Source organism: Epilithonimonas zeae, assembly GCF_900141765.1.
Lineage (GTDB): Bacteria > Bacteroidota > Bacteroidia > Flavobacteriales > Weeksellaceae > Epilithonimonas > Epilithonimonas zeae.
Window position 1 is genome coordinate 1,015,038 of record NZ_FSRK01000001.1, and the last position, 26,405, is coordinate 1,041,442.

Annotated in this window: 22 protein-coding genes; 11 read left to right on the forward strand and 11 right to left on the reverse strand. The window is 34.9% G+C overall.

Annotated elements, in window-relative coordinates; all coding sequences use genetic code 11:
• Nucleotides 1-17: 17 nt before the first annotated feature.
• Together BUR19_RS04645 and BUR19_RS04650 are read left to right on the forward strand one after the other, a co-directional pair.
• The gene (locus BUR19_RS04645; protein ID WP_245799023.1) at nucleotides 18-626 is read left to right on the forward strand and encodes a DUF2975 domain-containing protein; all 609 of its coding nucleotides are present in this window, start codon (nucleotides 18-20) and stop codon (nucleotides 624-626) included.
• 3 nt (nucleotides 627-629) lie between these two features.
• On the forward strand, nucleotides 630-839 hold the full coding sequence (locus tag BUR19_RS04650) for a helix-turn-helix domain-containing protein (RefSeq protein WP_074233730.1): 210 nt from the start codon (nucleotides 630-632) through the stop codon (nucleotides 837-839).
• Here BUR19_RS04650 and BUR19_RS04655 read toward each other — a convergent pair.
• The 4 genes from BUR19_RS04655 to rlmN all read right to left on the reverse strand — a co-directional run bounded on the left by BUR19_RS04655 (nucleotide 836) and on the right by rlmN (nucleotide 4,701).
• Nucleotides 836-1,813, reverse strand: a complete 978-nt coding sequence (locus tag BUR19_RS04655) for a polyprenyl synthetase family protein (protein ID WP_074233731.1) — start codon at nucleotides 1,811-1,813, stop codon at nucleotides 836-838. The genes BUR19_RS04650 and BUR19_RS04655 overlap by 4 nt on opposite strands.
• Nucleotides 1,814-2,099: 286 nt before the next feature.
• On the reverse strand, nucleotides 2,100-2,681 hold the full coding sequence (locus BUR19_RS04660) for an LOG family protein (protein ID WP_074233732.1): 582 nt from the start codon (nucleotides 2,679-2,681) through the stop codon (nucleotides 2,100-2,102).
• 40 nt (nucleotides 2,682-2,721) lie between these two features.
• Nucleotides 2,722-3,600 carry a hypothetical protein gene (locus tag BUR19_RS04665; protein WP_074233733.1) on the reverse strand — a complete coding sequence of 293 codons (879 nt, stop codon included), beginning with the start codon at nucleotides 3,598-3,600 and terminating at the stop codon, nucleotides 2,722-2,724.
• A 66-nt stretch (nucleotides 3,601-3,666) separates the two neighbouring features.
• Complete coding sequence (rlmN, locus tag BUR19_RS04670; RefSeq protein WP_074233734.1) at nucleotides 3,667-4,701, reverse strand: 23S rRNA (adenine(2503)-C(2))-methyltransferase RlmN; 1,035 nt, start codon at nucleotides 4,699-4,701, stop codon at nucleotides 3,667-3,669.
• A gap of 249 nt (nucleotides 4,702-4,950) precedes the next feature.
• Here rlmN and BUR19_RS04680 point away from each other — a divergent pair, with 249 nt between their 5' ends.
• Complete coding sequence (locus tag BUR19_RS04680) at nucleotides 4,951-7,278, forward strand: hypothetical protein (RefSeq protein WP_074233736.1); 2,328 nt, start codon at nucleotides 4,951-4,953, stop codon at nucleotides 7,276-7,278.
• 3 nt (nucleotides 7,279-7,281) lie between these two features.
• Here BUR19_RS04680 and BUR19_RS04685 read toward each other — a convergent pair whose 3' ends face one another.
• Together BUR19_RS04685 and BUR19_RS04690 are read right to left on the reverse strand one after the other, a co-directional pair.
• Complete coding sequence (locus BUR19_RS04685; protein WP_074233737.1) at nucleotides 7,282-7,728, reverse strand: hypothetical protein; 447 nt, start codon at nucleotides 7,726-7,728, stop codon at nucleotides 7,282-7,284.
• Between the two features lie 13 nt (nucleotides 7,729-7,741).
• Nucleotides 7,742-8,944: a Pycsar system effector family protein gene (locus BUR19_RS04690; RefSeq protein ID WP_074233738.1), complete on the reverse strand. Its 1,203-nt coding sequence runs from the start codon at nucleotides 8,942-8,944 to the stop codon at nucleotides 7,742-7,744.
• 301 nt (nucleotides 8,945-9,245) lie between these two features.
• Between BUR19_RS04690 and BUR19_RS04695 the strand changes: the two genes are divergently transcribed.
• Together BUR19_RS04695 and BUR19_RS04700 are read left to right on the forward strand one after the other, a co-directional pair.
• Nucleotides 9,246-12,923, forward strand: a complete 3,678-nt coding sequence (locus tag BUR19_RS04695; protein ID WP_074233739.1) for a metallophosphoesterase — start codon at nucleotides 9,246-9,248, stop codon at nucleotides 12,921-12,923.
• A 6-nt stretch (nucleotides 12,924-12,929) separates the two neighbouring features.
• Nucleotides 12,930-13,463, forward strand: a complete 534-nt coding sequence (locus BUR19_RS04700; protein ID WP_074233740.1) for a GNAT family N-acetyltransferase — start codon at nucleotides 12,930-12,932, stop codon at nucleotides 13,461-13,463.
• Here the strand turns inward: BUR19_RS04700 and BUR19_RS04705 are convergent, their stop codons facing one another.
• Together BUR19_RS04705 and queA are read right to left on the reverse strand one after the other, a co-directional pair.
• Nucleotides 13,464-14,324: a hypothetical protein gene (locus BUR19_RS04705; RefSeq protein ID WP_074233741.1), complete on the reverse strand. Its 861-nt coding sequence runs from the start codon at nucleotides 14,322-14,324 to the stop codon at nucleotides 13,464-13,466. It abuts the gene before it with no gap.
• Nucleotides 14,325-14,537: 213 nt separating this feature from the next.
• Entirely contained in the window at nucleotides 14,538-15,587 is a 1,050-nt protein-coding gene (queA, locus tag BUR19_RS04710; RefSeq protein ID WP_074233742.1) for a tRNA preQ1(34) S-adenosylmethionine ribosyltransferase-isomerase QueA, read from the reverse strand.
• 241 nt (nucleotides 15,588-15,828) lie between these two features.
• On the opposite strand from queA, the gene BUR19_RS04715 reads away from it, so the two are divergent.
• Entirely contained in the window at nucleotides 15,829-17,646 is a 1,818-nt protein-coding gene (locus BUR19_RS04715; protein ID WP_074233743.1) for a DUF349 domain-containing protein, read from the forward strand.
• Between the two features lie 154 nt (nucleotides 17,647-17,800).
• Nucleotides 17,801-19,660 carry an endonuclease gene (locus tag BUR19_RS04720; protein WP_083600640.1) on the forward strand — a complete coding sequence of 620 codons (1,860 nt, stop codon included), beginning with the start codon at nucleotides 17,801-17,803 and terminating at the stop codon, nucleotides 19,658-19,660.
• Nucleotides 19,661-19,711: 51 nt separating this feature from the next.
• Here BUR19_RS04720 and BUR19_RS04725 read toward each other — a convergent pair whose 3' ends face one another.
• Nucleotides 19,712-20,410 carry an SMUG2 DNA glycosylase family protein gene (locus tag BUR19_RS04725; protein ID WP_074233744.1) on the reverse strand — a complete coding sequence of 233 codons (699 nt, stop codon included), beginning with the start codon at nucleotides 20,408-20,410 and terminating at the stop codon, nucleotides 19,712-19,714.
• 194 nt (nucleotides 20,411-20,604) lie between these two features.
• Here BUR19_RS04725 and purC point away from each other — a divergent pair, with 194 nt between their 5' ends.
• From purC to BUR19_RS04740, 3 genes are all read left to right on the forward strand, one after another.
• Nucleotides 20,605-21,327, forward strand: a complete 723-nt coding sequence (gene purC / locus BUR19_RS04730; RefSeq protein WP_074235548.1) for a phosphoribosylaminoimidazolesuccinocarboxamide synthase — start codon at nucleotides 20,605-20,607, stop codon at nucleotides 21,325-21,327.
• Between the two features lie 146 nt (nucleotides 21,328-21,473).
• Entirely contained in the window at nucleotides 21,474-22,871 is a 1,398-nt protein-coding gene (gene purF, locus BUR19_RS04735; RefSeq protein ID WP_245799063.1) for an amidophosphoribosyltransferase, read from the forward strand.
• A 375-nt stretch (nucleotides 22,872-23,246) separates the two neighbouring features.
• A complete protein-coding gene (locus tag BUR19_RS04740) occupies nucleotides 23,247-23,666 on the forward strand; it encodes a nucleoside-diphosphate kinase (protein ID WP_074233746.1) in 420 nt (139 codons plus the stop codon).
• Between the two features lie 178 nt (nucleotides 23,667-23,844).
• Here BUR19_RS04740 and rpe read toward each other — a convergent pair whose 3' ends face one another.
• Both rpe and chrP read right to left on the reverse strand, forming a co-directional pair.
• Nucleotides 23,845-24,495, reverse strand: a complete 651-nt coding sequence (gene rpe, locus BUR19_RS04745; protein WP_074233747.1) for a ribulose-phosphate 3-epimerase — start codon at nucleotides 24,493-24,495, stop codon at nucleotides 23,845-23,847.
• 24 nt (nucleotides 24,496-24,519) lie between these two features.
• Nucleotides 24,520-25,596 (reverse strand): chryseobasin maturation metalloprotease ChrP, encoded by a 1,077-nt coding sequence (gene chrP / locus BUR19_RS04750; protein WP_074233748.1) that lies wholly within the window; start codon nucleotides 25,594-25,596, stop codon nucleotides 24,520-24,522.
• Nucleotides 25,597-25,641: 45 nt separating this feature from the next.
• Here chrP and BUR19_RS04755 point away from each other — a divergent pair, with 45 nt between their 5' ends.
• Nucleotides 25,642-26,361: a DUF4294 domain-containing protein gene (locus BUR19_RS04755; RefSeq protein ID WP_379955058.1), complete on the forward strand. Its 720-nt coding sequence runs from the start codon at nucleotides 25,642-25,644 to the stop codon at nucleotides 26,359-26,361.
• The last annotated feature ends 44 nt before the right edge of the window (nucleotides 26,362-26,405 follow it).

Genomic DNA, 26,405 nt, shown 5'->3' on the forward strand with positions numbered 1-26,405 from the left:
GATGATTATCTAATTTAGTGAAAAAAGAAAAATATTTATTGTTTTTCAATAAATATTTTTTGATATTTGCATTATTAAAAACATTAGTTATGTCAAAAACAAACAACTTTGTATTTTGGGGCTTATATGTTATAGCCTGGATTATATTTGTCGGCTTGTCTATTGAGGCTGGAGGCTTAATAGTAAATTTCTTTTTCCATCTTTACAATCCCGAGATGGTTCAAAATCTTTATCAGAAGCTGGACTTGATTAAAATGTATCAAGATAATCGATTCGGTTTTTTCGGTATCTACAGTTTTATTTTAATTATTTCAATTTTAAAAGCGGTGCTGTTTTACACAGTTATTAATCTGATGCAAAAAATGAAGTTAGAAAAACCTTTTAGTGCTTTTGTTGCGAAACAAATTTCACAACTTAGTTATTATACGCTTTCAATTGGATTGTTGAGCTATATTGCCAGACAATTTGTTAAAAATTTGGAGCACCACGGTTTTGTTTCAGATGATTTAAACCAATTTTGGGCAGACAGTGAGGCATTTATTTTAATGGGAGCCGTCATCTACATTATTGCTCAAATTTTCAAAAGAGGTGTAGAATTGCAGGAAGAAAACGATTTAACAGTTTAACTTATGCCAATAATTGTAAACCTGGATGTGATGATGGCCAAACGAAAAATGTCATTGAATGAACTGTCCGAAAAAGTAGATTTAACGCTTTCCAATCTTTCTATTCTGAAAACAGGAAAAGCAAAAGCCATTCGTTTCAGTACTTTGGAAGCGATTTGCAAAGCCCTGGATTGTCAGCCTGCGGATATTTTAGAATATCGAAAAGATGATTAAAGTTTTCTGCTAATCACGTAATCTAGCATCAGTTTCAGTGATTCTTTAGCTTCGTTATCAGGAAATTCAGCAAGGATATTGAGAGCTTTTTGTTGGTAATCTTTCATTGTCTGGATGGCATAATCCATTCCACCGGAAGACTTCACGAACTCTACCAATTCCCGCACTTTTTTGGAATCGTTGTTATAACGCTTTATTGTTGCGAAATATTTTTTGTAATTCTCGGGACTTGCATTTTTCAATGTGTAAATCAAAGGCAAAGTCATCTTTTGTTCTTTGATATCGATTCCAACAGGTTTTCCGATAATATTACTTGTCTGATAATCGAAAAGGTCATCTTTGATTTGGAAAGCCATTCCCGTATAAGTCCCGAATTCCTGCATTTTTTTCGCAGTTGCTTCGTCTACATTGTTTGATAAAACACCAACTTCACAACACGCCGCAATCAAGGTTGCAGTTTTTTGACGGATGATTTCGTAATAAACATCTTCCGTAATATCCAGTTTTCTGGCTTTTTCCAGTTGAAGCAATTCACCTTCAGACATTTCACGAATCGTTCTGGAAATTACTGCCAATAAATCAAAATCCTTATTATCTGTAGAAAGCAAAACCGATTTCGAAAGCAGATAATCGCCCACCAAAACCGCAATTTTATTTTTCCAAAGTGCATTGATAGAAAAAAAGTTTCTACGCTTAAAACTCTCATCCACAACATCATCGTGAACCAAAGTCGCCGTATGAATCAGCTCAATCATACTTGCGCCACGGAACGTTTTTTCATTCACATTTCCGACCAGTTTTGCGCAGAGAAACACAAACATTGGGCGCATTTGCTTCCCTTTTGTCGTCACAATAAAACGCGTGACTTTATCCAACAGCGCCACATTACTTTTCATCGATTCGTAAAACTTTTGTTCAAAAAGTTTCATTTCGTCAGAAATCGGAGCTTTGATTAGTTCTACTGTATTGGCCACTGTTCGCGTTTAAAAATTATATTTTTGGAGCAAGACGATTGTACTTCTATTCACTTTTCCAACCCGCTTTTCGCTATATCTTTTTTCAAAGAAAAAAGGATGTCGCTACAATCGGGGCTATGTTGAGGATTTATCTATCGATTGACCAAAAACTATTCTACAAATATAAATATTATAAATCTTTCAAAGGAATAAAATAAAGACTTTGAAACGCTTTTTGATTTTTATCACAGAATAAAAATCCATTACAATGTAGAATTAATGTATTTTTAAATTAACAATAGAATCAAACACGTTCTTTATTAATCCATTTTGCAACGTCTGGCGCAACATAGTTTTTCATCATTGCGATAAGCTCATCAATATCATCGCTTACCAGAATCATATCTCGGTTAACTTCTTTCAGAAAACCTTTGTCAACCATAGTTTGGATAAAAGTGATTAAGGAATCGTAAAAACCAGCGGTATTCAAAATGGCAATCGGTTTTTTATGAAGTCCCAATTGCGCCCAAGTCAGCATTTCAAAAAACTCTTCCAAAGTTCCGAAACCGCCCGGTAAAGCAATTACGCCATCGCAAAGTTCGTTCATCTTGGTTTTTCTTTCGTGCATCGTTTCCACCAAAATAAGGTCTGTCAAACACTCGTGAGCAATTTCTTTGGATTTTAAAAAGTTAGGCAAAACGCCAATAGCTTTTCCTCCGTTCTCTAAAACGCCGTCCGCTACTGCGCCCATCAAACCTACATTAGCGCCTCCGTAAACCAATTCGATTTGATGTTCTGCTAATTTTTTTCCTAATAATTTTGCCTGCGATTTGTAAACGTCATCCGTCCCAAAACTTGAACCACAGAATACCGTAATTCTTTTCATTTCTTATTGGATTTTTGATTAAAGTAATATGCAAATATAATTATTGCAAATCTTCAAACGGGACAAAGTAGAGACTTTGAGGCACTTTTATAATTTTGAAACCAAATCTTTCTCCGGAAATATAAATTCCTTTTTCAGTTGCTGTAATACCTTCGATTTGACCAATTTTGAAAGCTCTTCCCAAAGAAAATTTTTTTGAAGGCTTGTTGAAAAATAGATTTCCAGAATCATCTTTTTCGAAAATCATAAGATAAACCGAAGCTTTTTTAGTGTAACCTACAATGTATAGTTTATTCTCAAAAAAAGAAGCATCGGTCACAACAAATCCAGTTTTAAAAGATTCCAGTTTTTGAGCAGGCTGATTTTCTGTCAGGCTTTTGTCGATGAAATAATGAGAAACCGTATTCGTAATCCATTCTTTTGTAAACAAATGAATATTTCCGTCGAGGAAAATCATTGCTTCTGCATCGAAATTATTATTGATATTTTTCGGTGTGAAATCGATTTGTTCTGGATAAAAAAACGGAATTGCTTTTATAGAATCTGTGACGATTGAATCATTCTTAAAAGGAATTTGATAAACCTTCAAATCTTTTCTTGTTCCCAAATTATTCCCAAATTCTCCAATATAGAAATCTTCCCCATCATTCGTCATCGCTTCCCAATCGATATTTTTGAGGCCGGTTTGAAAAGTATTTTCGATATTTGAACTTCCTGGTTTTATCTCGAAAATTTTGCTGGTATTGCCACTGTCATTGAACGAGAAAAGTCTTCCATTAATATTTGTCAAGCCTGATGATTCTCTTAAAGAATCGCTCAAAACAGCAATTTTATATTTCTTTAGATTCAGTGATTGCACTTTCTGTGCTGAGATTTGAAATCCTGAGAGAATCAATAAGATGTAGAAAATCCTTTTCATATTTTGTAAAAATAGGAATTGATTTTTTGAACGTAAAATTTTATGGATTAAAGTATTGTTAAAGAATTACTCCGCCGTCTTATTCGCCAATTGTCCACACGCTGCATCAATATCGCCACCGCGACTTTTTCTTACAACAATCGTGATTCCAGCTTTTTCCAATTCACGGACATATTTTTGCTCAGCTTCAATACTTCTATGGTCAAATTTTCCTTCGCCAATTGGATTGTATTGGATGAGATTCACTTTGCTTGGAACTTGTCGGCAATATTTGATTAAAGCTTTGATATCTTCGTCTCCGTCGTTGATTCCTTTCCAAACGCAATATTCAAAAGTAATTGGAGAACCAGTTTTCTGATACCAATATTGAAGTGAATCCATAATATCCGTCAATGGAAATTTCTCAGAAAAAGGCATTATTTCGTTCCGTTTATGCTCAATTGCGGAGTGAAGGGAAAGTGCTAATTTTACTTTCAGTTCTTCATCAGCAAGCATTTTTATCATCTTCGGAATTCCGGATGTTGAAACGGTGATTCTTCTTGGCGACATTCCCAAGCCGTCCGGTTTTGTGATTTTATGGATCGCTTCTACAACGTTTTTATAATTCATCATCGGTTCGCCCATTCCCATAAAAACGATGTTTGTGAGCGGTCTGTCAAAATATTCTCTACTTTGTCGGTCGATCAGCGCGACTTGGTCCACTATTTCTGCAACCTCCAGATTTCGCATTCTTTTGAGTTTGGCTGTTGCACAGAATTCACAATTCAAGGAACATCCGACCTGAGAGGAAACGCAGGCTGTACTTCTGGTTTCGGTAGGAATCAAAACAGATTCTACCATTAATCCGTCGTGAAGTTTTACGCCGTTTTTTATCGTTCCGTCCGTCGATTTTTGTAATAGATCGACAGCGATCGGGTTGATAAAAAAATCACGCGAAAGATTATCTCTCAGACTTTTGGAAAGATTCGTCATCTCATCAAAAGAATGCAGATTCTTGCTCCAAAGCCAATCATAAACCTGTTTTGCACGAAAAGGTTTTTCACCAATTGTGCTGAAATGGTCTTTTAACTGATCAAGGGAAAAGGTGCGGATATCTTTCAATGTATTCTGAAATTTTTTGCAAAGATACGGTTATTGTAACAATTTTGAAATCGGCTAATGAAACGATAGATATATCTAATAATCTTAAAATTCATAAATTTGAAATAAAGATTTTAATTCTAACTTTTACATTGATAAATTGTTACAGATTTTATTTTAATTATATCAAACAGAATTAAAGTATTATGAATTTTAAATCGACTTTATTAATATATTCTTAATTCTTACATTTGCCTTGATTTTTACCCGATGAAGTTCCAAGCCTTTTACGACAGCCCATTTATATTGAATTTTTCTTTTGAAAAACTCATCCAGAAAATGGAAGCAGAAGCTTCCGATAATCCAGAATATGCGCTTTCTCATCAGAGGATATTGGATAAGACCAAAGAATTCCACGAGCTTTTACACGGCATCACGAATCTTGATTTTTTCGAAAAAAATGAGATCTTGATGAAGGAACTTCTCCGTGACCTTTTCCCTCCAATGTTGACGGAAAATGAAATCAAAGCTGTCAGTTTTCCTTTTTACAATTTCTTTTTCAATCCTACAAAAAGATTTGAGACCATAATCAAAAAAGCCGGCGACAATTTCGATATGATCATCAAGGATATGGACCCACATCGCTTTTATGTGATGAGCTGTTGCATTATCCTGAATGATTTTTATGATATTCCGCTGAATGTTTCGATGCCTTTTATTTTCGATATTCCCAATGAAGATGGCGTCATCAAGCATTACAGATTTTTGACAAACGCTGATTTTATGGATGTCAATCCATTAGAAAACTTCAAAAGATTGACGGCGGAAGAAATTTCAGAATTGCTCGATAACTTCGAAGATTATGAATTGTGGAAAGAAAAATTTCCACCAGAAAGCTGGGAACTGAAAGGGTTTGCGGTCGTTAATTTCTTCGATGCAACGACTGAAATTGCGATTTCAAATCTTAAAAGTAAATTAATAAATCTTGAGGACGATAAAAATCTCAAGCCGGAACTCAACAAAGTTTTCCGTTCGATTTTTCAGGTTTCTGATCTGGAGGTTGGCTTTACATCTATTAATCACGATGAAAACAAATTTGTTAGAAGTCCGATCAATGGCGTGATCGACAGTTTTATTCTGTTGGGAAACTCGCAGGATTGCAAGAACGAATTGCTTTGCGAGAAGAATTTTAACACACTGGTGGAATCCAAAAAATTCTTCAGTATTTCTGATATAGAACGGACTTACAAAGAATTTCCGGATAGCCAAATGGCAAAACATTTTTACGAAGCCGGAATCAAAAGTGCGATTTTTGCGCCGATTATCAAGAACAAAAAAATTCTCGGGATCATTGAGTTGATCTCAAGGAAAAAAATGCTGAACAGCATCAATGCCCAAAAAATGGAAATTGTGATGCCATATCTGGAAGATACGATGGACAGACTGTACGACGGCATCGAAACAAGGGTACAAGCAATTATTCAAAGGGAATATACATCGATACATCCAAGTGTTTATTGGAAATTCCGACAGGAAGCGGAGCGTCATATCGGGTTTTACAGAGAAGAATTTGATTTGCCTTACAGAAAGATCACTTTTGAAAATCTGACACCACTTTTTGGACAGACTGATATCAGAAATTCTTCGGTTTCCAGAAATCTGGCGATCAAAAAAGATCTGGAAATCAATTTGATGCTGATTTCTGATGTTTTCAAAAATCTGATCTCTGATAATGATTTGACTGAGATAAATGAAGAATTAATCAGATTTCAAAAGCTTTTGAGCAAAGACTTGCGCGCTGATACAGAAAGTCAGGTTCAGAATTTTATTCATCAGAAAGTTCATCCGTTGCTGGAATCTATTAAGCTTCAGAATGTTAATTATAATCAGATTGTAACAGATTATCACAAACAACTGGATTCTAAAACCGATTTGGTTTATAATTTCAGAAAGAAATTTGATGATAGTTTGTCTTCCATCAATAAATTTTTGGCGGATATTCTGGACAAGCGTCAGGAAGAGCAACAACACAGATTTCCGTTCTATTACGAGCGTTTCAAAACGGATGGCGTAGAGCATAATATGTACATTGGTTCGTCGATTGAACCGGATTTGACTTACGACCCTATTTTTCTTAGAAATCTAAGATTGTGGCAATTGCGTGTGATTTGCGAAAGTGAATTGCAGTATAAAAAATATAAAGAAACGCTGGATTATTCTTTGGATGTTTCGTCTTTGATTTTGGTTTACAGTACGCCAATCAGCATCAGATTCAGGATGGATGAAAAACGTTTTGACGTGGACGGAAGTTATAATGCGCGCTATGAAATGATTAAAAAACGTATCGACAAATCTCTGGTTAAAAATTCTGTCGAACGTATCACGCAACCTGGAAAAATCAGCATCATCTATTCTCAGGACAGAGAACGTGAAGAATATTTGAAATTAATCAAGATTCTTCAAGATCAAAATGTTCTTTCAACAATAGAAGAACTGGAAGTTGAGGATTTACAGGGAATTAACGGTCTGCGAGCTTTGCGTGTTGCTGTAAATTATGAGGCGGAAGATGTGGATTATCAGTTTGTGGAAGGGATTTAAAAATTATTCAATTTTATAGATGTAATCACTTTTGTCTTTAATCGACTGACTTTCTATATCTTCTATTTTTATTTCCTTATTATCAATTTTTATATTGTTAATAGACCTGCTTCTCCAATGGTAATTGAGCGTTTTTTCGACTCTTGTTGTAGAAGATGGAGGTAAAACAACTTCTATTTGATAATCATTAATGATAGTTTTGTTGAGTGATGGTAAATTTTTATTATTTCTAAACTCTTTTGGGCTTGCAATGCCATTTTTATAATTAAAACTATATTCACCAGAAGAATCATTTTCTAATTTAGACTTAATGTTAAATTTATATTTAATAATTATTATTTTTCTCTCATTGGTGAGATTTTGTATATAAAAGTCGGTAAGAACTGAGCATCCCAAAAGTGAGAATAAAAGGAAGAAACCAAATAAAATTTTAAAATATTTTAATTTCATAATTTTAATTATTCTAAACCGTCACATTCCGAAAAGCCACCACAAAAGCCACCACTGAAACAATAATTCCAATTGTGAAAACCGTGTAAGTCAGTCTCAATAATTTGTATTTTCTGTTGAGAACAACGCCCAGATAATAGAGGTCTTTTATCATTGTATCGTACAAATATTGTCGGTCGTTCATCATTTCTTTCATTGCCCAGAGGTATTCTTCCATCGGCATTTTATAGAAATTTCCGAAGAACAGAAGGTTTACTTTTTTCTCTTCGATTTCCTTTCTTGTAAATGTTCCGCTAGAAACTTTCGGTCTCGTAGACATAATCGCCAAAATAATACAAATCACACTGAATATGACCATCACAAATGTCGGAATAATCAAATGCGAATTACTTGGCGCATCCAGTTTTGGAATCAAAGATGATAATGCGATTGAAATAATAATCGCGTTGACGGAAAGCAAAATATTCGCTTTGCTGTCGGCAATTTGGCTCAGTTTGGTGTGGTTGTTCAATGTTACACGGAACATTGTTTCTATACCACGTTCAGGACTTTCCAGTTTCTCAAGCTTTTTCTTATTCAGAAGTGCTTTATCATTATCTTCAGCCGCTTTTTTCTTTTTTTCTTCTTTTAGATTCTGGATGTGAGAAAGGATTTTATCCACATTTTTCTCTTTGACTGGTTGCCAGTTTTCTTTAGCAAATTTGGTATAAAACTGATGTTTTGAAAAGAAAACAATATTAAGCTCAGACCACTGTTGCTTGCTGAATTTCTGATGATGCACCTCTTTGATTTCCTGTCTCAGATTCTCACAAATCCTGAAATAATCATCCGAAGCCAGATGATACAAATCTGCATCTTTTATGATTTCTTCCAGATGATTTTTAGGCTTGTAAAATTTGTCCGTCGCCAGGATCAGCTCTCCGATTTTGGCAATTCTATCTTCGGGAAATCCATATTGCTTTAAAAAGTTTGCAGCTTCTTTTCGGCTTTCTTCCTCGTGATTATCAGCATCATCAATATAGCCCAAATCGTGAAACCAGCCTGCCAAAAGTAGATTTTCTGTGTCCTCAGGGTTAATGTTTTCTTCTTTTGTAAGGATTTTTATCTTATCAACAACCTGAATCGTGTGGTCAAGATTATGATAAGTATAAGCGGAAGATAATCTATCTTTGAATAAATTTTTAACATAATCTTCCGAAATTTTCAAAATATCCATAAAAGCAATTTGAAACAAATTTAAGAAAGTATTTAAGCTTATTAATTTTAATTTTGTTAAATATTGTTAGAGTTTGACTAATTTCGTGAATATTTGAAATCAGAATTGTCAGGCTGAGCTTGTCGAAGCCTCTAACTTTAAATATCTGATTTTATTTATGGCAACTTAATCTGCCTGCAGTTTATCCTGAGCAAGGTCGAATGGCTCCCGATTGTTACTCTGAGGTTCTCGGAGAGTCCGCTCAAGTTGGGCTGCGTGCGATTCATTGGTAAGAGATTACCTTTAAAATTGAAAATTATTTATGAGATACATTTACAAATTATATCTTTTTATTATACTTCCGTTTGTTGTGGTTTCCTGTGCCGTCCAAAACGCTGACTACGGAAAAAATGCCAAAGACTTTGAGAAAAATCCGAGTATAAAAGACAGCATCATTCACACCTTTTATCTTGTTGGTGATGCTGGCAATTTAGACCAAGACGAAGCTTTCCACAATATGAACATCCTGAAAGATTCTTTGTCCAAAGCTTCAGAAAACAGCACGCTGATGTTTCTCGGGGATAATATTTATCCGGTCGGAATGCCGAAAAAAGATGACGAACACCGGGCTTTGGCGGAGAAAAAAATGGATAACCAAATCTCATTATCACAACAGTTCAAAGGAAAAACAATTTTCATTCCCGGCAATCACGATTGGTACAACAACGGCATCAAAGGTCTGAAACGAGAAGAAGATTACGTTACAGAAAAACTGAATGATAACTCGGCTTTCGCCCCAAGAAACGGCTGTCCTATCGAAACCAGAAAAATCAACAAAAAACTGACTTTAATTTTAGTGGATACGGAATGGGTTTTGGCAGATTGGAACAAAAATCCAGGAATCAATGAAAAATGCGACCTCAAAACCCGAGAAGATTTCTACACAGAATTCGAAGATCAACTGAATAAAAATCAGAACAAAACCATCGTCATTGCAACACATCATCCGCTAATTACAAACGGTTCTCACGGAGGAAAATATTCCTGGGAAAAACAGATTTTTCCATTAGAAAATAAATTTCCGTTGCCAATTTTGGGTTCGATTATCAATTTGACAAGAGCAACCGGCGGAATCACTCATCAGGACATCAGTAATCAAAATTATAAAAATCTATCAGACAGAATCAAAACTTTGATTGGTGGACGAAAAAACGTGATTGTAGTTTCCGGTCACGACCACAATTTGCAATACATTGAGGAAGGCGACATCAGACAAATCGTCAGCGGAGCTGGTTCCAAAACCGAATCTGCAAAAGCCGTTGGAAGAAATGATTTTTCATTTGGAAAAAACGGATATGCAGAACTTAAAATCTCAAATTCTGGAAATGCAGAGGTGAGTTTTTATAACCTTAATCCTAAAAAATCGGAATTGTTATTCAGAAAAACGGTTTTGGAAAACGAATCGAAAATTGCGAAAAATTACCCGAATCAATTTCCTAAAAATACAGAAGCCTCGATTTATGATTCTGCGATGACGAAGAAAAGTAAGTTCTACGAGTTTCTTTGGGGCAAACATTACAGAGAATATTATTCTAAAAAAATAAATGTCAAAAATCTGGAATTGGACACGTTGTTTGGAGGTGTGAAAACCGATAGAGCAGGGGGCGGGCATCAAACCAAATCTCTTCGTCTGGAAACCAAATCTGGAAACGAATATGTGATCCGGGCTTTGAAAAAAAGCGGTGTTCGGTTTTTGCAATCTGTGGCATTCAAAAATCAATATGTGATTGATGATTTTTCTGATAGTTATGCGGACAAATTTTTGCTGGATTTTTACACGACTTCTCATCCGTACACGCCTTTGGTAATTGGCGGGATGTCCGATAAATTGGGAATTCGTCATACAACGCCAGAACTTTTTTACATTCCTAAACAGAAAACGTTGAAAAACTTCAATGAGAATTTCGGAGATGAATTATATTATCTCGAAGATCGACCAATGGAAACTGAAGAAAATCCAAACAAAGTTATCGGAACAGACGAAGTCATCCTGAATCTTGCCAAAGACGAGAAATATAAAATGGATGAAAAAGCGTGGATAAAGGCACGTTTGTTTGATATGTTGATTGGCGATTGGGACAGACATCACGACCAATGGAAATTCGAAGCCAGAAAAGAAAGTGGCAATATAATTTACAGTCCGATTCCAAAAGACAGGGACCAAGCTTTTGCTAAATATGACGGTTTTATCACAGGGATTTTGATGGAATTTCCTGAGTTGAAACATATGCAGACTTTTGATTATCAAATGGAAAGTGTAAAGTGGTTCAACCGCGAGCCTTATCCGTTGGATTTAATTTTTGCTAAAAATTCTGTTGGAAAAGATTGGCAAGATGTTGCAGAATTTATACAAAATAATTTAACTGAAAATGACATTCGAGAAGCCTTCAAAAATTTACCAAAAGAAGTTCAGGACCAAGTTTCGGAAGATTTGATTCAGAAATTATTGACAAGAAAAAGAGACCTTCAAAAATATGCTTCGGCTTATTTTAAATTTCTTCAGGAAAAAGTGATTCTAACAGGAACGGATAAAAAAGACAAATTTGTAGTAACAAGATTACCAAATAATGATACAGAAGTAAAAATTATCAGACTGAAAAAATCGGGTGAGGAATTGCAATCAACAAAACTTTATTCGGGATTGATGACAAAAGAAATTTTGCTTTATGGTTTGAGTGATGACGACGAGTTTGAAGTAAAAGGCAACCAAAAATCAAGCATTAGAGTCAAACTTCTTGGCGGTTTGGATAATGATAAATATTCGGTTTCCAATTCCAAAAAAGTAACTATTTATGATTACAAAAGTAAGCCGAATAACTTCGAAAATAAAGGTAATGCCACTTTGAAATTAACTGACGATTACGACATCAATCAGTACAACTACAGAAATCCGAAATATAATGTTTTTACAACGTTTATGAATTTTAATTTCAATCCAGATGATGCGTTGGCAATTGGTTTTAATGCAGATTATACGGTGAATGATTTTATAAAGAATCCTTTTTCTCAGAAACATCATTTTACAGCCAATTATTTCACAGGAACGAGAGGTTATGAGTTTGCTTATCAAGCAGTATTTCCAATGTTAAAAGGTAATTGGTTCTATGGCTTGGATACGAGAGTGACAAGTTCACATTACATCAGAAATTTCTACGGAATCGGGAATGAAACGGTTAATCCAAAAGAAGAATTCGGAAATCGGTTTAATAATGTTAGAGCTCGGGAATTTGGGTTTTCGCCATCTGTTAATTGGAACAAAAATGCATCAACATTCTCTGCAAAACTGAATTACGAAATCCTGAAAATCGACAGAACAGCTAATCGTTACATTTCAATTCCAGGTGTCATCAATGATGACGTTTTCAACTCAAAACAATTCGGAGGAGCCGATTTGTCATTCAATTATGAGAATTATGACAACAAAGCAAATCCAAAATTGGGAATGAAATTCGATATCAGAACGGTTTGGAATATGAACCTTCAAAATACGGACAGACAATATACTTCACTCGAAACAGGACTTGGTTTTCTGCATTATCTGACGCAAAATCAAAGATTGGTTTGGTCATCTTATGCGAAGGCAAAATGGCTTTTCGGTAACGATTATGAATTTTATCAAATGTCCACTTTAGGTGGAAATACGGATTTGAGAGGTTTCCGATTCAATCGTTTTTATGGAAAGAATTCGTTCTATCAAACCTCAGATTTGCGCTATGAAATCGGCAAAATCAAAAACTCGATCTTACCTTTGAGTTACGGATTTTTCGGTGGATTTGATTTGGGAAGAGTTTGGGTTCCGACAGAAAAATCAAACAAGTGGCATAACTCGTATGGCGGTGGTTTTTGGCTAAATGCGGTTGACGCTATCTCGGCAAATCTTTCTTATTTCACATCTTCTGACGGTGGAAGATTGGTTGTCGGAATTGGTGGAACTTTTTAGAATAATATGGTGATAGAAACCGACAGACTAATTCTGAAACCATATTCTTTGGACTTTGTTGAAGAATTTTACATCAAATTTCAGAATGATAAAACCTATTTGGAAGATTACTTTTCCAGAACTCTAAGTGCGACTAAAACTTTGGAAGAAACAGAATTGTATTTTCAAAATAAAATTGAAAATTTTAAAAATGAAGAAGGTTTCTATTTCGGGATTTTCTTTAAAGAATCAGATAAATTGATCGGTCATATTTCTTTAAGAGAAATCGACTGGACAGTCCCGAAAGGCGAATTGGCTTATTTTATTTTCAATAATTTTTCGGGCAACAAATATTCTTACGAGGCTTTGGAAGCATTTCGTGATTTCTGTATAAATGAAAAAGAATTTGTTCGAATCTTTATGAAAATTGCACCAGATAATATCGCCAGCAAAAAAGTAGCAGAATTTTGTAATTTCGAATTCGAAGGTTTGCTGAAAAATGACTATCGAAAAAGACAGGAGGTTCTTACTGATATGTTGCTTTATGCTTTTACCAAATAACTATTTTAGCTTCAATTGATAAAGATTCCCTGTGATTTTCTTGTCGCCTTCATCGGTCATAAATATGGTATTTTCATCTTTGAAACATAAACCTTCTTTCTGTGTATGATGATTCAGTTCTATTTTTTCAACATTTCCGGAGAAGAAATTATTACCTTTCCAATTGGTGAAAATCCAAACTTTATCAGAACTTAAAATAGCCACTTTATCTTTATTTGGACTGATATCTGCGCTTGTCACAGCACAATGATTGAACTGTTCGCAAGTTACAAAACTTCCGATTTTCTTAGCAGGTAATCGCTGAGTCGAATTGTTATCAACTTCATAAAGGACTGTTGTCCCATCAAATTTTGAACTTCTGTTTTTTGTGAAAAGATAAAATTTGTTATTATGAATAAAGAATGATTCCACATCAAAAATCCGGTCTTTTTTCTTTGGCGGAAATTCGGTTTGCTCAGGATAATAAAACTGAACAATCGATTCTGCTTTGGCTTCATCTTTATTAAGATCAGCAGCATTGATTTTGTAAATTGCTAAGTTCTGTCTTTCATTATCATTATTTCCAAAATCTCCGATATAAATATTGCCTTCATCATCAGAAGTCAAATCTTCCCAATCGTTATTTTCAACATTAGAAATTGTGATGGATTTGATTAGTTCTCCTTTTTCATTAAAACCAAAAAGAATATTATGATTATGATTGTCCTCGATTGTCCAAATCAAAGGTGAAGCTTTCGAAATCTCACAAGCCGAAGCTTCTTTTATTTTTTTGGGTAAAGACGAAATGATGGAAAAATTCTCCTGAGTTTGCGAACAAGAAAATGTAATCGACAATAATGCTAAAAAAGAAAGTGCTTTCATAGGATGAAATTAATGAAAATAATGGAGATTGAAACCACAAAAGTCGCAAAAGAACAAAATTGAATGAAGATATTAAAGTTCAAAAAAGAAAATTTTGTGAACTTAATTAATTATTGAAAAAATATTTAATAAAAATCTTTTGTGACTTTTGTGATTTAACAAAAATGCACAACCGTAAAAGTTGTGCATTCTATTATTTGAAAAATTCAAATCTTAAAGAATCAACATTGCGTCTCCGTAAGAATAGAATTTATATTTTTCTTTGATAGCCTCCTCGTAAGCTCTCATTATGAAATCTTTGTTAGCAAAAGCGGCGATCATCATAATTAGAGTAGATTTAGGCGTGTGGAAGTTAGTAATCATTGCATTGGCAACACCAAATTCGTGAGGAGGATAGATGAACTTGTTGGTCCAACCTCTGTAAGCCGAAATCTTTTTGTTAGAAGAAACAGACGTTTCCAAAGCTCTCATCGTTGTCGTTCCAACAGCGCAAACTCTGCGTCCTTCCTGTACAGCTCTGTTGATGATTTCTGCATTTTTCTCATCAATAATTGCTTCTTCAGATTCCATTTTGTGCTTAGACAAATCCTCAACTTCGATTGGGTTGAAAGTTCCTAAACCAACGTGAAGCGTGATTTCCGCAAAATCAATCCCTTTGATTTCTAATCTCTTCATCAAATGTTTTGAGAAGTGAAGACCTGCAGTCGGAGCCGCAACAGCACCTTCTACTTTAGCATAGATCGTTTGGTATCTTTCGGCATCTTCTGGCTCAACTTCTCTTTTGATGTATTTTGGAAGTGGTGTTTCTCCAAGTTCTGTCAATTTTGCACGGAATTCTTCATAAGAACCATCAAATAAGAATCTCAATGTTCTTCCTCTTGATGTTGTGTTGTCGATAACTTCAGCAACTAGAGATTCGTCCTCTGTGAAGAATAATTTGTTACCGATTCTGATTTTTCTTGCCGGGTCAACCAAAACGTCCCAAACACGAGTTTCAGCATCCAGTTCTCTCAACAAGAAAACTTCGATTTTAGCTCCTGTTTTTTCCTTGTTTCCGAATAATCTCGCAGGGAAAACTTTTGTATTGTTGAAGATGAAAAGGTCTTTCTCATCAAAATATTCAATAACATCTTTGAAAAGACGGTGCTCGATAGTCTCAGTTTTTCTGTTAAGAACCATCAATCTTGCTTCGTCACGGTTTTCTGTAGGGTGTTCTGCCAATAATTCTGCTGGCAAATCGAAATTGAAATCAGATGTTTTCATAAAATTTACGGATTTTATTTGTTTTTACAGGATTAGCCTGTGGTTAATTTTAGCGAGGTGCAAAGATACGATATCAAAGAGCCTTTGTCAAGTAATTATTAAATTTTAAATTTTTGATGAGAATGTTAGTGAATATTTAATGTTTTTTTGAGAAAATTGGAATTTATATTTGGTGTTTTCTGTAAAAAACAGTTAATTTAGTGCATTTAAAAGTTGTTATTGTCAATTAATTTGCTTTGTTATGAGTATTGAAAACGAAAATCCTGAGAACGAAAATCTTAATTCTGATGTCAATTCTGCTGAAAATCAATCAGTAAAAGAAGAGACGGTAGAACAAAATTCAGAATTAGAAACTGCGGCCGATGAACATCAGGAAATCGAAGTTACTGAAGAAAATTTTTCAAATCTATCTTTGAAAGAAGCTTTAGCCGAAATGGAAACCATCGTCAACAAAGAAGATGCGCATCATTTCTCTAAACAATTCAATGCTTTGAGGGAGCAAGCGAATCACAAAATTGCCGAAGAACTCGAAGATAAAAAACACGATTATGTGGAGCAGGGCAATCCTGAAGAACATTTTGATAATCATCATCCGCAATCTTCCAAATTGTCTGCACTAGTGAATATTTACAGAGAAAAGCAGGACAAATTCCACAAATCTCAGGAAGCTGAACATCAAAAAAATCTCGAAGAAAGATTGACAATCATTGAAAGATTAAAAAATCTTTACACAACTTCTGAACCGGGAACTAACCTTTTCAAAGCAATAAGAGAAGTGAAGGAAGCTTGGGGAAATGCTGGTCAGGTTGCAAAATCCGAATTCAAAAATCTGAATAATAATTATTTTCATCATCTTAAAATGTTCAATGAGATGTTGGATTTGAACAAGGAATATCTTGAGCAGGAATTTGCTCATAATCTTGAAAAAAGACAACATATCATAGAAAGAGCAAAGGAATTACTTGATGAAAAAGTGGTGCAAAAAGCTCTGAATGAATTGCAATATCTGCACAAACTTTGGAAAGAAGAAGCTGAGCCGGTTGCAGAAGAATTCCGTGAAAAAACTTGGGAAGAATTCAAAGAGATTTCCAATAAAATCCACGAAAGAAAATCTGAATTGATTGCAGTTCTGGAATCTGAACAACAGGAAAATCTTGATAAAAAGAATAAAGTTATCGAAGAATTGAAAACCCTGTCTGCTCCTCAAAATATCAATCATTCTTTCTGGCAGCAAGCAATAAAAAGAGTAGAGGATTTACGTGCAGAGTTCTTGAAATTAGGACCAGTTCCTAAAAAATTGTCTAACCAGAATTGGACAGATTTTAAACAGGCTCTGAGAGATTTCAATACAGCTAAAAATGATTTTTATAAGAATTTGAAAGGTTCTCAGATTCATAATCTTGAAGAGAAATTAGGTTTGATAAAAACCGCACAGGATAATATGAATTCTGAAGATTGGGATATTGTAGTTCCACTTTTCAAAAAATTGCAGGAAGATTGGAAGAAAATTGGTCACGTTCCTAGAAGTCAGGCGAACAAAGTTTGGGATGATTTCCGTGATGCTTGTAATACTTTCTTTAAAAATTACAGAGATAAAAATAACGCTACAGGCGACAATTGGAAAGAAAACTATAAGAACAAAAAAGCGCTTTTAGAAGAGTTGAAAGCCTTGAATGATGAAGAAGGCGCTGTAGAAAAAATCGAAACGATAAAGAATTCCTGGAATGCAATTGGGAAAGTTCCGAAAGATAAATTGTCGATTAATACAGAATTCAACAAAACTTTAAGAGAGAAACTGAAACTCAACAAAATCAATGAGTTTGATTTGAAAGAAGAGAATCTTACAGAAAATCAATTGACTGATAAAGCAAGAAAAATCAAAAATCAAATCACTGATTTGGAATCAGAAGTGGTGCAATTGGAAAATAATTTGGCTTTCTTCAATTCTCCAACACGTGAAAATCCTTTATTGAAAGATACTTATGACAAATTGGATTCCAAAAAAGAACAATTGGAAAGTTTGAAAGTGACTCTTCACAATATTATTGCTGGAGAATAACAGAAATTAATTAATGATATTTAAATCCCCTTTTTGCAGGGGATTTTTTATTGGTATTGGTTTGTAAATAATAATTAATATTCAAATTCAAAAAAATAAATAAAGTCTTATAAAAAAATGATACTTTTATGACCCGTTATTTAAAAATATCGATATGCTGAAAAAATACTTAATTGCAATCATTGCTTTTCCCACTATTCTGTCTGCACAAGCTCCGGAAGGTTATTACTCTGGAACAGAGAGTCTTTCTGGTTATGCTTTGAAGAGCAAACTTCACGATATCATCTCTACCAAGACTTACAATTATCATTATGATGATTTGAAAACTTTGTATGGACAGACAGATATTGATAGGTATTATGATTACGACGTGAGTAATTCCACGTATTTATTAGATATTTATTCCAATAATCCCACGGGAACTACAGCTTATCACTACACTCTTGCTAATATTATAGGAAGTGCAAACGCAGAAGGGCTTGGCTGGAATCGTGAACATATGATGCCGCAAAGTTCTTTCAATAGCGCTTATCCAATGTATTCTGATTTGTTTTTTGTAATTCCTACAGATGCAAGAATCAATCAGTTGAGAAGCAATTACCCTTATGGAAAAGCAGGTTCTACAGTTTATTATAATTTCACAAACGGCTCGAAACAAGCTGCCAATGGAACACCTAACGCAACTTATACAGGTCGGGTTTTTGAACCGATAGATGAGTTCAAAGGTGATATTGCAAGAAGTTTGCTTTATTATGCTGTGCGATATGAGGGGAAATTAGGTAGTTTCAATTTTACTACCAACGCCAATGACCCTACGAAAGATCAGAATCCTCTGGACGGAACTGAGGAAAAAGCATACGAAAATTGGTATGTTGCGATGTTGCTTTCTTGGCATCAATTAGATCCAGTTTCTCAGAGAGAGATTGATAGAAATAACTCTGTTTTTAATCTTCAAAAAAACAGAAATCCTTTTGTAGACCATCCGGAATGGGTTAGTTTGATTTGGAATCAGACACCAGGTAATATCGCGCCATCAGCACCATCTCAACTTTCTTTGGAAAGAAATTCTGCTTATTTTGTTAACCTAAACTGGCAGGCAAGTCCGGAAAATGATGTTTTGGGTTATAACATTTATCAAGATGGAGTTTTAGTCGCTAAATCTAAGACTACAACAATTTCTATCGACCATCTGACGCCATCTACAACTTATAATTTTACCGTTAAAGCTTATGATAGTTCCTATTTGGAAAGTCCACAAAGCAATACGATGAACATTACAACTTTAGCATCCGATATCTTTGCTAAAGATTTACAGATTATAAAATATTTGGAAGGAACCGGTGACAACAAAGCTTACGAAATTGTCAACAGGACCGGTCACAAAGTCAACCTTCAGGGCTATAAATTGTCTATACAATTCAAAGGAACTGTATATTATTTCGAAAATCCTTTTGAACTGGAAGGCGAGGTAGAAAACAATCAAAGTTTTGTTGTCATTAATCCCAATGCAAACTTTAGTTGCTTCAATAATTCCAACGCGGCTTTTGTGACAGCTGCACCTTCTTTAACTTTTTCGGGAAGTAATTATGTGGATTTATCCTATAAGTCAACCACAATTGATGCAATTGGTGTCAAAGGTCAAGATAATTCTAATGCCAACAAATCGTTTTATAGAAAGTCAGAAATCACCAATCCAACAGCTACTTTTGATATGAATGAATGGACAAGTTACACGTCCGATTATTGTCAAGGTTTAGGTGTTTTGGGAATTAATGATATTGCGAATAGAACTTTCGATTTCAACATTTATCCAAATCCGGTTGTTAATCAGCTTAATGTCAATGGCGAAATCAGCAAGGCAAAATCGGCAAAAATCTATGACCTTTCTGGTAAACTTATAAAGGAAATCAGTAATCCTTTTGTTAATCGAAAATTGATTGATGTTCAGTCTTTACTTCCAAATACTTACATTTTGAATATCGATGGAAAATCGGTGAAGTTTATTAAGAAATAAATTCGTTTTTAGAATAAATTTAGAAAAGCATTTCAAATCTGAAATGCTTTTTTATTTTTTAAGATTATTAAGAGCCAGAATGTATTTATCAATATACAATTGCTTTTCTTTCGATTTGTATTGCTGAATGTATCTTGGATGTTCTAATATTTTCAACTCATCAAACAGCTTGGCTTCACTATTTAATTTCTGAATAAAATCTGCATTTTTCTTTCCCAAAATAAAAACTTTTGAAGTATCGATTCCTAAACTGATATGCTTTTTTAAAGAATCGATCATGAAATCTTTTACCATTTCGAAGAGCATTTTGTCATCATAATAGTTTGCATTAATCCATTTGTTTTCTTTGATTTTTCTGATGATCGCCAAAGGAAAGGGAGAATTGATGTAAAAGTTTTTGTAGAAAAGTTCTGCACCTCCGAAGGCTTCAATCATATCGTACATAAAAACTGAAGAAATCTCGTGCGTGTATGCAGATTTCATTTCGATTCCACAAATATCTTTCAATCGTTTCGTGTCTGTAAAAGGAACTCCTGTTACACCGGCGCCGTGTCTACTTGGATTAATTCCGATGATGAATTTCCTAATCTCAGAATCATTATAATATTTGTGATAAAATTGTTGCATTACATCCAAAGTTTCGGGATTATCCAAGTAAGGATTTAAAACCCGAAATCCATCCGGAAGTAAACCGGAATATTTTAGATTGAGATTAAAATCAATCACTTTTTCACCAAAAGTTTCTTTCATAAATTAGATTTAGCACCTTCTTTTAATCAAGATTAATACCTAACAACTGTTTGTTAATCAATAATTATTACTGAATTTATAATTTTATAAAAAAGAAATATAAAATTCGTAAATTTGTGCATAAATCTAATAGTAAAAAAGTTTAAATGGAAATTGCTTCGTGGCAAATTCCGTTTAAAAAAATGAAAGTAATTATGAGTCAAAAGAAAGAAATGCTTTACGAAGGTAAAGCTAAACAGGTTTTTGCTACCGATAAACCTGACGAAGTCGTTGTACGTTACAAAGATGATGCTACGGCTTTCAATGCACAAAAACGCGGCCAGTTCGATAGAAAGGGCGAACTGAACAATGCGATCTCTACACTAATATTTGGTTATCTTATCGAAAACGGAATCCCAACACACTTCATTTCAAAACTGGATGACAGAGAGCAGTTGGTAAAAAAAGTAGACATTATTCCTTTGGAAATGGTTGTTCGCAACTATGTTGCGGGAAGTATGGCTCAGAGATTAGGCGTGGAAGAAGGTTTGAAATCACCTGTCACTATTTTTGATCTTTGCTATAAAAAAGATGAATTAGGAGACCCGTTGATTAACGACCATCACGCTGTTTTTCTTGGTGCAGCAACCTATGAAGAACTGAATGAAATGTATGCTTTGACAGATAAGATCAATCAATTATTGATTGCTTTATTTGACAGAGCTAATGTTATTCTTGTAGATTTCAAAATCGAATTAGGAAAAACTTCTGATGGCAAAATTGTTTTGGCAGACGAGATTTCTCCGGACACTTGTAGACTTTGGGACAAGGATACAATGAAAAAGCTTGACAAAGACAGATTCCGAAGAGATTTGGGCGAAATCACAGAAGCTTATGTCGAGATTTACAACAGATTACAAACCGCTTTAGAAAAATAAAAATCCGAGATTAAATAAAAATGGATTTAGAATTTCAAAAATATAGCACATTACCGAAATACGCATTTCAAAACCGCTATGAGGAATTCGAAGAAGCCAAACATCTTTCCAAAGAACAAAAGGATGAACATTACCCTTTCGACAAAATGGAAGAAGAATGTGGCGTTTTCGGGTTGCACTCTACAGAAACACAGGATACATTTTCGCTTTCCCAATTCGGACTTTTTGCACTGCAACATCGTGGCCAGGAAGCTTGTGGAATTGCTGTAGGAAATAACGGAAAAATACTTTCTGTAAAAGATGAAGGTTTGGTTTTAGACGTTTTCAAGTCGATAGAAGAACCGGAAAAATTTATGGGAAGTACGGTTATCGGACATACGAGATATACGACTGCAGGAGATAAAAAGAAATATAATTTTCAGCCATTTTTTGCCAAGAACGAATATGACCAAATCATCCTTTCTATCGCACATAATGGAAATTTGACCAATGCAAAACAACTTAGAAAAGAATTAGAAGATGAAGGTGTGGTTTTCCGTGCAACTTCTGATACCGAGGTTATTTTAAGATTGATACAAAAAAATCTTGACCTTGGACTTCGTGGCGCAATCAAAGCGACGATGGAAAAAATCGAAGGTGCTTATTCTGTGGTTGGGATTACAAGAAATAAGTTTTTTGCGTTCAGAGATTTCAACGGAATCCGACCTTTGGTTTTAGGTGCAATTGACGAAAATACCTTTGTTGTAGCATCTGAAAGTTGTGCGCTGGATGGAGTAGGAGCACAATATGTGCGTGATATTTTACCTGGCGAAATAGTTTATACAAGCGATAACGAAAAAGGTTTGCAATCCTATTTGGTTAAGGATGATTGTGTCAACAAGATTTGTGCTTTCGAATATATTTATTTCGCAAGACCAGATTCTACATTAGAAGGAATTAATGTTCACGAAGTTCGTGAAAAATCAGGAATGAAGATCTGGGAGCAGGCTCCGGTGGATGCAGATATTGTGATTGGAGTTCCAGATTCTGGAGTTCCTGCTGCGATTGGCTTTTCCAAGGCTTCTGGTATTCCTTTCAGGCCGGTTTTGATTAAGAACCGTTACATTGGACGTTCGTTCATCATTCCGTCACAAGAGATGAGAGAGCATTTTGTAAATCTGAAACTCAATCCAATCGTTTCCGAGATGAAGGATAAAAGAGTGGTGATTATTGATGATTCTATCGTTCGTGGAACCACTTCTAAACGTCTCGTGAAAATTCTGAAAAATGCAGGTGTAAAAGAAATTCACTTCAGAAGTGTATCTCCTCCAATTATTGCGCCTTGCTTTTTGGGAATTGATACGCCGACAAAAGACGATTTGATTTCTGCCAATATGAACAAAGAAGAACTTAGGAAATATCTGGATGTTGACAGTTTAGAATTTCTAAGTGTTGACAATTTGATTAATATTTTAGGCTCACCTAATCATTGTTTCGGATGTTTCACAGAGAAATATCCAGTTAAAAATCCAGACGAATTAGCCTTTGTTGACCAAGGTGATTAAATTTTGGGCAGCTTTTTCCGTCTTCTGCTCCCAATCTTTTTACTCCACTATGTTGCGTAAAAAGGATTTCCGCTCAAGCCGGGCTGCTGCAATTCGCTGATTGAGTTGTGTGGTAGAAATCAATTACAAGAAACCGCCAAACAAATTATTTGTTTGGCGGTTTTTTTACGTCAGATAATCCTTAAAAACAAAAAACCCCAACCGAGGTTGGGGTAAAAACTAATAACCATGAAAACTCAAATTAAACATGAGAATCGATTCATTTGTTACAAATACTGTGCCAAATAATAGCGTTTCCCAGAAAAGAATTTCCGAGGACAAATCTAAGGAAAAAATATTGTAAATTTGCAACACTTTAAAATAAAATTAAAATAAATGTCAGGAAAAATCACATTTACCATGATTAAGCCAGATGCAGTTGCAGATGGCCACATTGGTGCGATTCTTGGAAAAATCAGTGAGGCTGGTTTTAAAATCAAAGCTTTGAAATTGACGCAACTTACGGTTGCTGATGCAAAAAAATTCTATGAGGTACACGCAGAAAGACCTTTCTATGGAGAATTAGTTGACTTTATGTCTTCTGGACCTATCGTAGCTGCGGTTCTTGAGAAAGATAATGCGGTAGAAGATTTCAGAACTACAATTGGTGCTACAAACCCTGCTGAAGCGGCTGAAGGAACTATCAGAAAAATTTTCGCAAGAAGCATCGGAGAAAATGCTGTTCACGGTTCTGACTCTGACGAGAACGCTCTTATCGAAGCTCAATTCCATTTTTCAGGGAGAGAGATTTTCTAATTTCTTCTGAAAATTAAATATAAAATAGGCTATCAGTTTGATAGCCTATTTTTTTTGTGATATTTTGTCATTAGCCCCCGATTGGGAACGGCATCCTTTTTTGTCTTTGTTGAAAATTTTCTTTTGAAGACAAAATGTCTGAGACAAAAAAGATATAGTGGACAGCGGGATTAAGCTCCTAAATTTTTAAAAGTTCAATGGTCTTCTCGGGATTTTCTGAAGAGAAAACGGCATTTCCTGCTACTAAAACGTCTGCGCCAGCTTCGAAGAGTTTGGATGCATTGTCCAGATTCACACCACCATCAATTTGGATTAGTGCAGTAGAATTGTTGCTCAAAATCAGATCTTTGGTTTCGCTAATTTTTTTATATGTGTTCTGGATGAATTTTTGACCACCAAACCCTGGATTAACGCTCATCAATAAAACCAAATCAACATCAGCAATGATATCTTCCAACATCAAAACCGGTGTTGCAGGATTGAGAACAACGCCAGCTTTTGCGCCTTTGCTCTGAATCAAATGGATAGTTCTGTGAAGATGTGTACACGCTTCGAAATGTACGGAAACCAAATCTGCTCCGTAATCTATAAATTCTTCGACATATTTTTCTGGTTCCAAAATCATCAAATGGACATCTACGAATTTTTTGGTGTGTTGCTGAACGGTTTTCATTACTGGAAATCCGAAAGAGATATTTGGGACAAAACGTCCGTCCATCACATCTACATGAAGCCAATCGGCCTGAGAGTTGTTTAGCATCTCTATGTCTTTCTGTAGATTTCCAAAATCCGCAGAGAGAAGGGAAGGTGCTATAAGCTTGTTTTTCATTTTTATACTTACTTTTTTACTTTATTAATGATATTTCAATTTCATAGTTGGTTCTATTTTCAGAAGGCTTTCGTAAATCAATTTGATAACATTCGAAACATCTTCCTTTGAAACCATTTCCACAGTTGTGTGCATATATCGCAAAGGTAAAGAAATCAATGCGCTTGGAACACCACCATTGGAATGCGCAAATGCATCTGTGTCAGTTCCTGTTGCTCTACTTGCTGCAGCTCTTTGGAAAGGGATTTCTTTTTCTTTTGCTGTATCAATAATCAATTCACGAATCGTGTGATGAACACTTGGCGCAAAGAAAACTACTGGTCCATCGCCACATTTTTGGTCGCCTTCTTTTTTCTTTTCGATCATTGGTGTAGTTGTGTCGTGTGTCACATCTGTCACAATGGCAATATTTGGTTTGATGGTGTCAGCAATCATATCTGCGCCATAAAGTCCAACTTCTTCCTGAACCGAGTTGGTAACATATAGTCCAAAAGGTAGTTCTTTCTTGTTTTCTTTCAAAAGTCTTGCAACTTCTGCAATCATAAATCCACCAATTCTGTTATCCAAAGCTCGGCAAACAAAATATCTGTCATTCAATTCAAAAAACTCATCGGGATAAGTTATCATACAACCTACGAAAATTCCCAATTCTTCTACTTCTTTTTTTGAAGTTGCGCCACAATCTATGAAGATATTATCAATTTTTGGAGTCGGTTCGTTTTGATTGGCGCTTCTTGTATGGATTGCCGGCCAGCCAAAAACACCTTTTACGATACCTTTTTCTCCGTGAATATGGACTACTTTTGAAGGAGCAATTGTTTGATCGGAGCCTCCGTTTCTGATGACGTAGATTAAGCCATCATCCGTTATGTAGTTTACGTACCAGCTAATTTCGTCGGCGTGCGCTTCTATAACCACTTTGAAATCGGCTTCTGGGTTGATGATTCCGTAAGCTGTTCCATAATGGTCCACTTCGATTTTATCTACATAAGGTTTGATGTAATCCATCCAGATTTTTTGACCTTTGTGTTCGTATCCGGTAGGAGAGGCGGTGTTTAGATATTCTTCTAAGAATTTAATTGATGTATTTTCGAATTTCATATAAGAAGGGAATGATTTTTGATGTTAATTTTTGTTAATTTTATTATGAGAGTAAAAGTAATGATTTTTGGTAAATTGATTCCGATTCTTTTAACGTTTGTTGGTGTATTTTGTTTTTCGCAACAAGATACTTTGCAGGTGAAATCATTTGATGATATTCCAAAGAGCAAATTGAAAAAGGATGAGTTCGGGAATGAGTATTACTATGATGAAGCTCAGAAAGCTAAAATCTATAAAATAAATGGAGAACAAGTCATTGTAATGGATGAATTGACTCTTAGAGCTAATCCACATTTTAATAATCAATTGGATAGAAATTATTATTTCTTCCTTAATAAAAAACTGAATCGTGTTTATCCATTATTTTTGGATGCTTTAGAACAGTATCGTGCTATTCAGAAAGAAAGTGCTAATATGAAAGGCTCCGACAGAAGCCGTTATATGAAACAGAGACAAACAGAATTGGCGGCCAACTATGAGAAACAGTTGAGAAACTTAACAACTTCCGAAGGTCAGGTTTTTGCTAAACTAATGAATAGAGCGACTGGAAAGACAGTTTACGAAATCATCAAAGAACTAAGAGGTGGCTGGAGTGCTTTTTGGTGGAATGTGAAAGGAAATATCGCCGATGTTAGTTTGAAAACGCCTTATGATCCACATAGATTCAGGGATGACCTTTTTGTTGAATCTCTTCTACAGTCTAACTGGAATCTTGGTTATCTCCAACCTTATCCGGGTGCTAGTGATTATAAAGTCAATAAATAGAAAAATGCATTACAAAACGTAATGCATTTTTTTATTTTAAATTA